Here is a 12,804-nt window from a genome sequence, read left to right as displayed (position 1 = left end):
TTTCTTTTTTTATTAATAAAATCAATAATTGGATTATTCATAATCCAATTTAAAGCGTAATTGGCTGTAGTACTGTCCTGATGCTAATGGAGTATGATTAGCTACTAACCTTAATTCGTAAGCTAAATCACGGGAGCCTTGCATCAAGGTTTGGGCAGGCAGAGCCTGTCCTGGAACAATAATTTCTCCGTCGTCATTACGCTGGATTTGTAGTCCGACACCTTTGGCTTGTCCGTTCACACTAAATAATCCACGTTGATGTGCACCATCAAAGGTGACTCGAAAGTATTGCCAATTCGGTTTATTCGGGTTTTGGCGTTCAAGAACGCAATTAACTAACTTAATAACAAATGGATGTACTGGCCCCTGCCCATCTCGACGGATATCACTTAGAGAGAGGCTGCCCATATTAATGGTTTGATCACGGCTACCAACATCAATAGCACAGGCTGTTTCAATGATACTGCCACTCATCTTTACCGAGCCTAGCGCATTGGCAGGGGAAATATTTATGAGAGCACAGATACTAAGGCTCAATGAAAGCAGCCTCCCGACCGTTGAATATCCCATTGCTTCCTCCTCCTACACTTGCTTACACTTGAAATAAACCAGCAAAATATCCTTTTTTGCTGGTTACTAAGCAGTTATTCGTATGACAACGTAAAGTCAGCTACGGAGCTAAATTCACCCGCCGTAATCGTTTTAATATCGCCACCATTACCCATTAAATATGCAGAAAAGCGCAGAGTATTATTACCATCTTGAATATTTTGGAATGGCGTTGGTTTTCCTAAAATAACTACATTTCCGCTGCCATTCGTAATTTGTATGCCTGCTCCTGAGCCAGTACCAACAATGCCTAACGTTTTATTTGTATTATCAAATGAAGCAGCTGCACCACTAAATGTTAATTGCACACCTGTCTTTAAGGCTGTTACATCGCAATTTTCTAAAGCGATATCAAAAGCTCGTGGGTTAGATTTGCCCCCACCAACTAACGCTATATTTGATATTTGCCCAAGCTCAACAGTTTGATCAATTGAATCGGGTGAAATAGAACATGGCGCATCAATAATAGAGCCTTTAAAAGTGACTTTTCCGTGTCCCATATCAGCAGCAAATACAGAAGTGCTCATAGCACCAGAAACTAATGCTAATAAAAATAACTTTTTCATATATTCCTCAATAAATTATAAATAACTAGATATTTTTTATTACTACAAAACATTCCATCTACTAAAATTAATAAAAGTAGGTCGTATCAGATGCTGAAATTGTTTTTTTCAACATCGCAATCTCATCAGAATTAGATTCTTCCATCTCCGATAATATATATTTAATTAATCTTTCGAATGGAACATCTAAAACAATTGACATTTTAAATAACATACCCACTGAAAACTTATTAATACCACGTTCATATCGAGACATTTGCTGCTGCGATACATTTAATTTCATTGCTAACTCAGCACCAGTCACTCCAACCTCTTTTCGTAATTTCTTGATAACAGCTCCACAAAATTTTGAAAAGAAATTATCATGATTCTCTAACTGGTCATTAAAGAAATCTTTATTAATACCCATATTAATTATTTACCTGAGAATTAAAATCACTCAATTTTAATATTAGAAGCTCTTACATAGATATATAGAAATAGCCATTCGAATACTCACAATTATAAGGAGTAGATTACTGAAATCAAATCACTAACATTGATTTTCTTAACAACAACAAATACGTTACATTTTTTAACAATGACAAAATAACCATCATTATCAATCGGTTAAATAAAACCTCATGTAACATCATTTTTTGATAACTCAAAAAATGAAAACCAACAACTAGAGATATAATCTAAAAACACCAAGAAAAAAAACTTTTTAAACCAAAATTAATAAATTGCAATACTTAGAATAAAGTCGTAATGAAAAAACGACAAAAACCACGCTAAAACTCATTTTACGGGTATCAATTTTAGCCATAAAACAAAAAAATACACATATACTACTTAAATTCAATGAGTTATAAGAACACCAAATACGAGTAAATAGAAATAAACACTAACAAAATAAAATACATTCATGTTTTCATCTTTAAAAGCCACGCATTCCCCTAAAAGCTAACGACATATAAACCCAAAAAAATAATACAGGAAAGAATTAAAACCCACAAAAAAATACAAATAAAGTGAATAAATTAAAAAAGAGCACTTTTTATACTTAACTAAAAATACATAAAGTAATACAGTAAACGGTATCATTAATGCTATATACGCTTATAATGAGCATCAAATAAAGATGAGAATTTCATTTTGAAATATAAATATTTATTCATCAGGGAATAATACTGTCATTAAAGCAACACTCAAATTCCATAAAAACATGAGTTTATAAAAACGGATAAAACCCACAATAAAATAAAGCGAGTCCAAAAAAATGGTTTTTAATTTAAAATAAAACCTAGCCCACTCAACCTCATAATTTTAAAATTATGAATAACCATTTAGATTGATAAAAATAATATATTTTCATCAAAATAAACTCCCAATATCTCCCTGCGTTTATTAACTACCCAATAAAGCAACTAATAGCATGAATATTGATCTTTTCACTATGTCTCGGTGGGTTAAGCCGTTACGGGATGAACGAGCAGAAAAAACGCCAAAAACATCGCCCATCACACTAGAGCAAATTGAAAAACTGAAATGAACTACAAAAATATTAGGGGAATTAACGTGACATACTTTTGAAAAAATAAAGGTTGTCATGGCATGTCACGAAATAATCAGGGGCAGTAAAAAATATTAGGGGGACAAAAAGGGAACAATTTCTGATAGATACAAAAAAGCCACTTCGTTAAAAGTGGCTTAATGCGCTGATTTAACAGCTAAAATTTGGTGGCCCCTACTGGACTTGAACCAGTGACCAATCGATTATGAGTCGACTGCTCTAACCAACTGAGCTAAGGGGCCAAAGTGGGATGGATTATACGTGCAGTTTTATCGTAGGTCTAGTGTTTCAAAACCGTATGGTGAAATTGTGTGCAAAACCGTTATCGCACTTATATTTCAATGCAATAGCATTCCCCAAATCCATCAATCACACCACGATATTCCCTTTTTGCGAGTGACTGCCAATTTTTGTTAGATAAGCTTTCATATACTTTATTTATATTTAGCACTGTTTTATATCAAATTTGCCCTGTAAATGGCCCCATAAAGGCAATCAATTTTATTAAACATCCTTTATTCAAATGATTGATATAGAACAATAATTTTATAACTTAGATCTTCCAATATGACTCATAGATAATTCGCATATAGGACAAAAACGATGAAAAAAGTACGTGCAGTTCAATATGGTTGCGGAAAAATGGGCAAATTTTTAATCCGTTACTTGCAAGAACATGGCGCTGAAGTTGTGGCGGCTTTTGATATCAACGATGCGGTCATTGGTAAAGATATCGGCGAAATCGCGGGTACTAAACCGACAGGCGTAAAAGTGCAGCCTCTCCATGAAGCGGATGCAACCCTCGAAACTTTAAAACCTGATGTCGGGATTATTGCGACCCTTAGTACCATGGCTGACTTAGAAGACGCATTCTCACTGTTCGCTCGCCATGGCGTTAATGCAATCTCAACTGGTGAAGAAGCCCTTTACCCTTGGAATTCATCCCCCGAAATTACCCAAAAGCTTGATGCATTAGCGAAAGCTAATAACTGTACCTTAGCAGGCAGCGGCTACCCCGATATGTATTGGGGTGTGCTCATCGATACCTTAGCAGGGTCAATGCACAAACTGGTAAAAATCAAAGGCTCAAGCTGCTATAACGTGGAAGACTACGGGATTGCCTTAGCAATCGGCCATGGTGCGGGGCTTACCGTTGATGAATTTAACCAGCAAATTGGCAATTACAATGACTTACCTTATGACGTTATCTCCCAAAAAATTGAAAGTGGCGAATATGCACCGCCTTATATGTGGACACAAAATGGTTGGTTATGCAGTCGCCTAGGTTTAACCATCACCAGTCAAACACAACGCTGCGTTCCACAAATTGCACAAGCCGATATTTACTCTGACACACTGAAAATGACGGTGAAAAAAGGCGATGTGCTTGGATTATCCGCCGTTGTCATCACCGAAACAGCTGAAGGTGTGACCCTCGAAACCGAATGTATTGGGAAAATTTTAACCGCTGATGAATGTGATAAAAATAGCTGGCAGTTAATCGGTGAGCCTGACACCGCCATCGAGGTGAATAACCCAGCAACGGTTGAGCTCACCTGTGCAAACTTGGTTAACCGTATTCCAGCACTAATTAATAGCCCGGCAGGCTATACCACCACGGAAAAAATGCCAAACAATGTCTATATGACTAAACCGATGCACGAATACTTATAAACAGAGAGAAACATACCTTAAGGTGTAATACCGTTTAGTTCAGTGTTCAACAGTGCCGCAATGCATACCATTGCGGCCTTTTTATTTACAACGCAGGTTGTGACTCTGTGCTTACTCATCAAATAACGTTTTCCGCCAAAACAAAAATGCGACTGATTTCTTTTGGGGTTCGCCCAGTAAAATACAAAATTGCCCTCTAAGCAGCAAAACGGGTTTCTAGCCTGATTGCATTACGCCTGTATTACAGTCATTTTCACAACATCATCACGAATAGACTAATAAATGCACACATCACAATTTATAAGTAATTTTATTTATATATTCTCTTAAAAAAACGTACTGAAACGTTGTGTTACACTTTATATCTCTTATCTAAAAACCGCCATTAACACTTCAAAATAACCACTCAATTATTTGATATATAATACAACTGTGACAAAAAAGCCCAACCAAAAACAAATAACCACATATTATTCGCATATCATGACTGATTAAATAAACTGATTTATATTCTCCCCAATCGATATACGTAGAAGACGCAGAAAACAAATGCTAATGCACCTAAGCGAGTGGTGATGGGCGGTAGCGTACTTAACGACAACTGAATAAATGGAGCCAAAACATGCGAGCACCCGAAATCGCCGAAGCCCTGTTACCCGGGCAAAACCGCTACCAGCTTGACGTGCAAGGCTACCAAGGCTTGTTGGATGTGGAGCACTTCACTGGGGATGAAGCCGTTAGCGACACCTACCGCTACGAAATCACCTTTACCAGTACCGATAAAGACCTGCAACCCGAGCAACTGCTGCGACGCTATACCACGTTGACCTTTAACGCCCCCGCCACCACCATGCTGGGTGTGCCAACGCGCACCGTCACCAAGCGGGTGCACGGCACCGTAACGGATTTCCAGCGCTTATCGGGCTCTGCGGACGAAGCGCGCTACCAACTGGTTATCGAGCCATTTTTCGCCCTGCTGCGCCACCAATTTCGCACCCACCGCTTTTTTATCAACCAATCAATCCCCCAAGTGGTAGAGCAAGTCCTGCGTGATCACAACTTTAAAGGCTGGCAATTTGAATTTACCCTGAAACAAAAATACCCCAAGCGCCTGCAAATCAACCAAATTAACGAAAATGACAAGCAGTTTATTGAGCGTTTGCTTAGCGAGGTGGGGATTTTTTATCACTTTACGTTGCAACCCGACACCCAAACCGAGGTGATTAACTTTACCGACAGCCAGCGCGGCTATATTTACGGCAAATCCCTGCCATTAAACAGCCCATCGGGGCTCAGTGATAACCACGCCGACAGCGTTTGGGGCTTAGCATTGCGCCACCAAGTGGTTGAAAACAGTGTTTTTACCAAAGATTACAACCCGCTGATTGCCGATGACCCACTGGTTTCCAGAGTGGTGGATAGAAGCCACGGGGAAAATGAGACGCCGAGATACGGTGACGTCTACCACTACAAAGCGCGCCACCTCACTCGCGGGGACAAATATCAGCCCGAGCCTGAAACCGCGAACTTTTGGGCACACTTAGACCTCGAGCGCTTTCTGGCATGCCAAACCTTATTGAACGGGAAAACCACCGCCCCCGATGTGGTACCGTTGATGGTGTTAGAAATCACTGATAATTCGCCGATTTCCACCCTGCCGACGGTATTTCAATCCCCCGTGTTATTAACCCGTTTGCACTTTGCTGCCAGCCGCGCCAATGCGCTCATCGTGACATTTGATGGCGTGCCGTACACGGAAGCCATCTGCTGGCGCCCTGAGCTAAAACCCCGCCCAGTGATTTCAGGCACCTTAACCGCTCGTGTCACCAGCCCGATTGAGAGCGACATCTACGCCCGCCAAAACGAAAACGGCCATTATTGGGTTAAGTTTGACGCCGACCGTGACGACAAACCCGCGGGGTTTGAGAGCATGCCCGTGCGCCTTGCCAAGCCTTACGCGGGCAGAACTTATGGGATGCATTTTCCGTTAATTCAAGGCACCGAAGTGGCGATTGCCTTCCACGAGGGTGACCCCGACAGGCCGTATATCGCCCACGCCCTGCACGATTCCGTCCACCCCGACCATATTACGGAGCTCAATCGCACCCGCAACGTTATTCGCACCCCTGCCAATAACAAACTGCGCATGGAAGACCGCCGCGACGAAGAGCACATTAAAGTCAGCACCGAATACGGCGGTAAAACCCAGCTCAATTTGGGGCATTTGGTGGATAGTGAGCGGAAAAAACGTGGCGATGGCTTTGAGCTGCGCACCGACAGCTGGGGCGCAATTCGGGCAGGTAAAGGGTTGTTTATCTCCACCGATAAGCAAGAGAAAGCTGGCGGCGATGTGCTGGCGATGGAAGAGGCCATTGCCCAGTTAAAACAAGCCCAACAACTTACCGAGTCATTAAAAGAAGCCGCTAACGTTGCAAAGGCTGAGCTTGCTGATTTGCAAACACAAAAAGACCTTTTATCTGAAACGCTTAACGAACTTAAGCAAGCCGCCCTGCTGATTTCATCCCCTGAGGGCATTGCACACACCTCCCCTAAGAGTATTCAAACCTCCGCAGGGGAAAATATCATCAATACCGCCCGTAATAGCGCAGATTTTAGTATTGCCAAAAAATTCACCGTTGCCGCAGGGGAAATTATTAGCCTGTTTGCCCAAAGGCTTGGGATCAAAATTTTTGCGAATCAAGGCAAAATCGCCATTGAAGCGCAGCACGATGAAATGTCCTTAGATGCGCTAAAGGATTTAAGCATTAGCAGCCATGATGGCAAAGTGATTATTAAAGCCAAAAAGGAAATTATTTTAACCAGTGGCGGCGGTTATATTCGCATTGCAGATGGCACCGTGGAGTGTGCGGCACCCGATAAAATCATCCAGCGCAGTGCCGTCTGGCAGAAATTCGGAGGGCAAAGTATGAATGTCGCAATGCAATCATGGGAAAGCTCTGAGTTTGCTATTAAACCGAAAGTTGTTACTTGTTACCCTGATGACGTTTCACAAAATTCACATTCAGTTGATATGACGACCAACGAAACAACTGAACGCAAAACCTCTGACACCTCGGGGAACATTCCCTCACAAGACAATTTAGGGCCTGACAACGTTTTCATTAAGCTTAAGTAAATAGCAGGTATTACCCTATTTAATGCGTGATAATTTAAAAGGAATAGAGATGAATAACAATTCTGATGGCACCTCCCCTCAAGGTGAATGTCAAAATATTTCCTACCATTTACCCAAATGGACAGAAAATGGCGAAGTTATTTGGGATGATGCCACTGCACAACATAAATCCCTTAATGCTGAAGCTCACTGTATTAAACCCCCAACAAAAGTGATCCCCGTGATTTTTATTCCGGGGATAATGGGGACGAATCTTAAAGATAAAGATGGAGTTTCAGTTTGGCGAGCGGATATGCTTATGGGGATGGACACGCTCTACCTTACCAATTTAGATGGAAAAAAAAGAGGGAGTTATTAAATGTTAAATCTACTCTTGTTGATAATAGGGGCCGATATCTGCTGAATGTATCAACACCTTTTGGTGATGATGGAAAGATGTTACCTAAAAGAAAAGTGCGACGTTGGGGAGAAGCGCTATTTTTAAGTTACGGTTCTTTTCTTGAAGTATTGCAATCTTCGTTAATGGATGATTGGCAAAAAGATGTATTAAACATGGTAAAAAATGATGACGCTGAAAAAATACGAAATTACTTTAATACTAAAGGTGTGTTAAGCCAACTCGTTGACTGCCCTATTGGTGGAACAAATGAAACTGTATTAACAAAGGAAGAGCTGGAACATTTTAAACACTTCTTATTTTCTGTTCATGTCTTTGGCTATAACTGGCTTGAAGATAATGCGATTTCCGCTAAAAATCTGGCAATCTATGTTGATGAGGTTTTAGGTACTTATAGAAAGGAACATGGATATGGTTTAGCCATAGAAAAAGTCATTATTTTGACCCATTCAATGGGGGGACTCATTGCACGTTATGCCATGAACCCACCAGAGGGTTCATTTCAAGGGTGCCAAGATAAAGTATTAGGTGTTGTACATGGTGTTATTCCAGACTTAGGCTCACCTGCCGCCTACAGAAGAATGAAGGTTGGAGCTGGGCAGGAGGGTATCGCGGGTGCAGTCTTAGGTTCTACTGCGAAAGAACTGATGTCTGTCCTTGCATTTGCCCCCGCCCCTCTACGACTTCTTCCTTACCCTAAATATAAAGCATCATGGTTAACCATTGAAGATGAAGGTAGTTATCCCACAAAAGACAATTTAACCACCGGAAAATTTAACCCTTTTGATGAAATTTATTTACGTGAAGATGTGTGGTGGAGATTATATGAGCCAGATATTCTTGATAAACAACAAATTGATATTGATAGTAATTGGGAGAACTACTCTATTTTAATGAGAAATAAAGTAGAGAAATTTATGATACATCAAGAGAAAGGCAAATATCATCCAAATACTTATATTTTTTACGGAACAGAAATTGAGTCAGACAATTTTCTTACATGGAAAAAAGAAGTTGAGGGAAAATCTTATATGAACCCGTACTCTGGCCGCCCCTATTTTCCAGAACCAAAGGAAAATAATCGCTATGTGGTACGTTATGGTGAAATAGATTCAAATAATGCACTAACCATGGGGGCTGAAAGTGGTCTGTCATATAAGCAATTTATTTTGGAATCATCTAAAGGGTCTGGTGATGGCACTGTGCCAATAGAATCCTTAGCTGATATAACAAAAAGTGCTTGTATAAAAAGTAGTTTTGCCACTGATGTGGATCATCAAAATGCCTATGCCGTAGATAACCTTAATGATATTAAAAATCGATATGCTATCCAGTTTACATTAAGAGCTATCGTGAAGATGGTACAAGAGGTAGATATCCGTGCAGCTAACTAAAAAAAACCTCTATTGGGGTGCAATAACACTTACCGTAATAATGATACTGGTGGGGCTTATTCTTTTTACAGAACAGCAAGCCCGCATTCAACTGACTGACAAGGAAAAAGTGGTGATAGAAAATTTATTTGAAGAAACCAAACCCCAATGTATTGGCCGTTATGTTATTGATGTTCCTGATTCATTCAGTAATCGACTACATGACAGTGTGTATATTGGTGATTTTAAAATTGAAAGTCAGTTTATTTATCCCCCAGCATTTCGACAACGTATTGCGTTGCGTGAAACAGAATTACGAGAATGGAAAACCAGCGCTGGAAATGCCCCTATGCTGAAACAAGTTATTCAGCTACCCAATGGCAAAGGGGTTATTTTTGATAGAAATCAACCTAGCTCCGATGATGCTTATAGAACTCTAGAAGCGCATGTATATATTAATCATATCGCTTTTATCATTACTACGGATATTTTAGACTTATCTGCCCCTAAATATGCTAAAGAAAAAAAATCATATATTGAGATCTCTGGATTTACAGAGGCAAAAACTAATACTAGACCATCTCAACTAATCGCTATGCAGTCATTAATTTCGCGGTTAAGTGGCCGTTTAGATCACGAAATTCCGATGGAAAAAGGCGTTTGCATTCCAAATGGTTTTATTTTAGATGACAATGAAAAAACTAAGCAGCAAGTTTCTTTTGTTTACGATACAGGTGAATTTATTTTCTCGGTTGAATCGGATAACCGCTTTGCAGGCTCTGATGATACCTTACTTAGTCGAAGTACTGAAATAAATGCAGCCATACGCCAACAAAACAGAGAAACAATTAAAAAAGGAAATTTATCCCCCAGTGATATTCCATCACAACAATGGTTGGTAAAAGGTGAACAAGACGTTTACTCAGACACAGAAAACAAAAGGCTCACCAATTTGCCGTATTATTTCTTTATGTTTCACGCGAATGAAGCAACGGGTTCTTTGACTATCCCTAAATTACATATTCTTATGCATAATCAAGAGCAATTCACCTCATACAGCGAAGCGCAAATGGTCGAAATTTGGGATCGTATTATTGGGTCACTGCGTTATAAACCCAATGCATTTTAGTCTTTACCACATAATAATTAGACCGTTATCACCCAAGCAATCATACTGCAACTCACTAATATATTATATCGGCCATTTTAATAATATGATTTTTATATTACATAATTTAAATCGCTAACCCCTGCTCTGCTTTATGGCTAGAGCAACAATTAAAACCACCTTAATTATTTCTTATTTTATTTCAAGGAGCTATTATGCACAATTATTTAAAGTTATTTACACTGTCCTCTTTAATTATCAGCATCGCCGCCATTTCAGGTTGTGCGACAAAAACAGCGACCACCGAGCGAAATAAAAACATTACGATAGCAAGCCCTTTTGGCGACTCTAATGAAGGACAATGCTATAAAATCACTGCGGAAGGTAAAGATTATTATGGCCGTTTAGATAAAGATGGGCACCCTTTAGTCATACCTGAAATTGCTGACAAAGATATTTCTATTCGTTTATCTTTATTAACAGACAATGATTGTAAAGAACAGGGGCTTTAAAATTATCTGATGACTATTTTAATGCTTATAGAATAGTCATTAATTTATATTTATTAATCATAACTATTTAATTTAAGTTGGTTTACTATGAAAGGAATGGTCTGTCTTGGTGATAGAAACACACATGGTGGCTACGTTATTTCTGCTTCATCAACCCTATTTATTAACGGCAAACAAGTTGCATTGGTTGGTGACTTAATATCATGCTCAAAGCACGGTAATAATACCATTATACAAGGGTCTGATTCTGCGTTTGAAAATAATATCGCAATTGTTGTTGACCAGTGCCTTTGTGCCTGTGGTTGCCATGTTATCAGTTCAGAGCCCACTGCCAATATTGTCTAACTTATCAAAGGTTATTACGCTATGCGCTGGGAAATCCCCGTTATTCCAAATAAAACAAAATTAACCCCACCTAAATATAAGCCAATTATTGCCGCATTCACGCTTCTTATAGGGGGTATTTATACATACAGTTTAACGCTTTCAGCAGAACAAAAAGCACACTTACTTTTATTGACTGTTCCCGCTATTTTACTGATTGGTTTTATTCTTCTCGCTTTTTTATATATACGCTATCAACATTCATTAATGACCCATGATAATTGGGAAAATGAAAAGGATCTCACGAAATCACAATGGCAATCATGGAGCCAGTCTTCTATTATGTCGATTGCTAATGTGATTTATACACCTGACAAACAAGGTACTGACGTTTTTTTAACACATTCAGGAGACATCCCTATGTTTCCAGAAAAGCCCCGGCCTTTATTACAGGAAATAGATGAAGAGTTATTTAGTGAAATACATCAAAAAATTGAAAAACAGTGTAAGAATTACCGAAATACATTATCTGTCATTTATTTAATCTGCCATTCTGGCATCAACTCACCTGATGTCTTAGTTTTCAATCAATGGCACCTAAAACCTATTCTATTATCTTCATTTGAGCCTCTTTTTTTAAATTATGATAATGAGAATAGAAATACATTTTTAGTGGTCACTATTCAGCAAGATGACGCATATAGCCATTTTGTTTCTGCTCAGTTATTTAGCCAAGACAATAAAATATGCCAATCGGCAAATCAGCTTATCGCGATAGAACGTGTCATGACTTTCGATAGCAACGCCTTTGGTACTGAATTTAATAAATTTGTTAATTACAGCGGAATATCACGAAAAAACTTTTTTCAGACTTGGCTTTCTAATATAAGCCAGCCACAAACAGAAATAGTTTTACTGGGTTATGCCGAAAACCAAATTGATTTTAATAGGGCTCGCCCCATTAACTCTATCAATTTATCTTATGCTAAAGCACACCCTAATGCCTTTTTTACCTATTTATCCCTTGTCTCTGACATTGCTCAGAAAACAAAAACTGATCAAGTTTTAGTCCACATAACCCCCGATAATACGGGATATGCTGTTTATATTAGCGATAGGTCTTAATATGGAACAATCATCTAATCATTTATCACGATGGACATTATTTTTACTCCTATTTGGTTTTATGGCGTTAATATTGGTTATCGCATTTATAATTCATCAATCCTACGCTTTTAATATTAATTACTTTCTGACTATTTTATCTGTTTTCTTTGCCGTGGCTTTAGTGGGTATTATGTTTTATCCCAACCTAAATAGACTCAAGCAAAAGATACAGCAAATTGGCTATAAACCGCTGAATCAGTCAATCAATAAATCAACTAAGGTGATTGATAACCGAGCAACAATCCCCTTAGAGGTAAAAGGCTACCTCCAATCCCACTACGGCCTTTTTTGGCGTAGAAAAGTCTCCATCCAACTGCTTATCGGCTCCCCCTCCGCCGTTGATAAACTGGCGCCGCGGTTGTCCCACGAAATTTGGCAGGAAA

At 39.2% G+C, this 12,804-nt stretch carries 11 protein-coding genes, 1 tRNA gene and 1 pseudogene; 9 read left to right on the top strand and 4 right to left on the bottom strand.

Going from position 1 to position 12,804, the window contains the following annotated elements:
- Positions 1-33 precede the first annotated feature (33 nt).
- The 4 genes from ABWP91_RS13850 to ABWP91_RS13830 form a co-directional block, all read right to left on the bottom strand.
- The gene (locus ABWP91_RS13850) at positions 34-570 is read right to left on the bottom strand and encodes a fimbrial protein (RefSeq protein WP_353243726.1); all 537 of its coding nucleotides are present in this window, start codon (positions 568-570) and stop codon (positions 34-36) included.
- 74 nt (positions 571-644) lie between these two features.
- On the bottom strand, positions 645-1,175 hold the full coding sequence (locus tag ABWP91_RS13845) for a fimbrial protein (protein WP_353243725.1): 531 nt from the start codon (positions 1,173-1,175) through the stop codon (positions 645-647).
- 67 nt (positions 1,176-1,242) lie between these two features.
- Complete coding sequence (locus ABWP91_RS13840; protein ID WP_353243724.1) at positions 1,243-1,584, bottom strand: helix-turn-helix domain-containing protein; 342 nt, start codon at positions 1,582-1,584, stop codon at positions 1,243-1,245.
- A gap of 1,311 nt (positions 1,585-2,895) precedes the next feature.
- Positions 2,896-2,972: transfer RNA gene (locus tag ABWP91_RS13830), tRNA-Ile, on the bottom strand.
- A 361-nt stretch (positions 2,973-3,333) separates the two neighbouring features.
- On the opposite strand from ABWP91_RS13830, the gene ABWP91_RS13825 reads away from it, so the two are divergent.
- The 9 genes and pseudogenes from ABWP91_RS13825 to ABWP91_RS13785 all read left to right on the top strand — a co-directional run.
- Positions 3,334-4,404: an NAD(P)H-dependent amine dehydrogenase family protein gene (locus ABWP91_RS13825; protein WP_353243723.1), complete on the top strand. Its 1,071-nt coding sequence runs from the start codon at positions 3,334-3,336 to the stop codon at positions 4,402-4,404.
- Positions 4,405-5,026: 622 nt separating this feature from the next.
- On the top strand, positions 5,027-7,540 hold the full coding sequence (locus tag ABWP91_RS13820) for a type VI secretion system Vgr family protein (RefSeq protein ID WP_353243722.1): 2,514 nt from the start codon (positions 5,027-5,029) through the stop codon (positions 7,538-7,540).
- A gap of 49 nt (positions 7,541-7,589) precedes the next feature.
- A complete protein-coding gene (locus ABWP91_RS13815) occupies positions 7,590-7,898 on the top strand; it encodes a hypothetical protein (RefSeq protein WP_353243721.1) in 309 nt (102 codons plus the stop codon).
- A complete protein-coding gene (locus ABWP91_RS13810; protein WP_353243720.1) occupies positions 7,820-9,331 on the top strand; it encodes a lipase family alpha/beta hydrolase in 1,512 nt (503 codons plus the stop codon). Before ABWP91_RS13815 ends, ABWP91_RS13810 begins: the two co-directional genes overlap by 79 nt.
- A 40-nt stretch (positions 9,332-9,371) precedes the next feature.
- A complete protein-coding gene (locus ABWP91_RS13805; protein WP_502935814.1) occupies positions 9,372-10,439 on the top strand; it encodes a Tli4 family immunity protein in 1,068 nt (355 codons plus the stop codon).
- A gap of 194 nt (positions 10,440-10,633) precedes the next feature.
- Complete coding sequence (locus ABWP91_RS13800) at positions 10,634-10,930, top strand: hypothetical protein (protein WP_353243719.1); 297 nt, start codon at positions 10,634-10,636, stop codon at positions 10,928-10,930.
- 87 nt (positions 10,931-11,017) lie between these two features.
- Entirely contained in the window at positions 11,018-11,275 is a 258-nt protein-coding gene (locus ABWP91_RS13795) for a PAAR domain-containing protein (protein ID WP_219248521.1), read from the top strand.
- A gap of 21 nt (positions 11,276-11,296) precedes the next feature.
- Positions 11,297-12,379 (top strand): KPHS_23130 family T6SS system protein, encoded by a 1,083-nt coding sequence (locus tag ABWP91_RS13790; RefSeq protein ID WP_353243718.1) that lies wholly within the window; start codon positions 11,297-11,299, stop codon positions 12,377-12,379.
- A 1-nt stretch (position 12,380) separates the two neighbouring features.
- Positions 12,381-12,804 (top strand): annotated as a pseudogene (locus ABWP91_RS13785) (ImcF-related family protein); the annotation flags it as partial.

Origin of the sequence: Providencia sp. (genome assembly GCF_040396775.1) — a bacterium.
Lineage (GTDB): Bacteria > Pseudomonadota > Gammaproteobacteria > Enterobacterales > Enterobacteriaceae > Providencia.
This window is presented reverse-complemented; position numbering and strand designations above follow the sequence as displayed.

Bases quoted from the DNA above. Each gene is read 5' to 3' on its own strand.
- ABWP91_RS13815 (WP_353243721.1), top strand. From the start codon at position 7,590: ATGAATAACAATTCTGATGGCACCTCCCCTCAAGGTGAATGTCAAAAT.
- ABWP91_RS13820 (WP_353243722.1), top strand. From the start codon at position 5,027: ATGCGAGCACCCGAAATCGCCGAAGCCCTGTTACCCGGGCAAAACCGC.
- ABWP91_RS13800 (WP_353243719.1), top strand. From the start codon at position 10,634: ATGCACAATTATTTAAAGTTATTTACACTGTCCTCTTTAATTATCAGC.
- ABWP91_RS13805 (WP_502935814.1), top strand. From the start codon at position 9,372: ATGATACTGGTGGGGCTTATTCTTTTTACAGAACAGCAAGCCCGCATT.
- ABWP91_RS13825 (WP_353243723.1), top strand. From the start codon at position 3,334: ATGAAAAAAGTACGTGCAGTTCAATATGGTTGCGGAAAAATGGGCAAA.
- ABWP91_RS13795 (WP_219248521.1), top strand. From the start codon at position 11,018: ATGAAAGGAATGGTCTGTCTTGGTGATAGAAACACACATGGTGGCTAC.
- ABWP91_RS13850 (WP_353243726.1), bottom strand. From the start codon at position 570: ATGGGATATTCAACGGTCGGGAGGCTGCTTTCATTGAGCCTTAGTATC.
- ABWP91_RS13845 (WP_353243725.1), bottom strand. From the start codon at position 1,175: ATGAAAAAGTTATTTTTATTAGCATTAGTTTCTGGTGCTATGAGCACT.
- ABWP91_RS13840 (WP_353243724.1), bottom strand. From the start codon at position 1,584: ATGGGTATTAATAAAGATTTCTTTAATGACCAGTTAGAGAATCATGAT.
- ABWP91_RS13790 (WP_353243718.1), top strand. From the start codon at position 11,297: ATGCGCTGGGAAATCCCCGTTATTCCAAATAAAACAAAATTAACCCCA.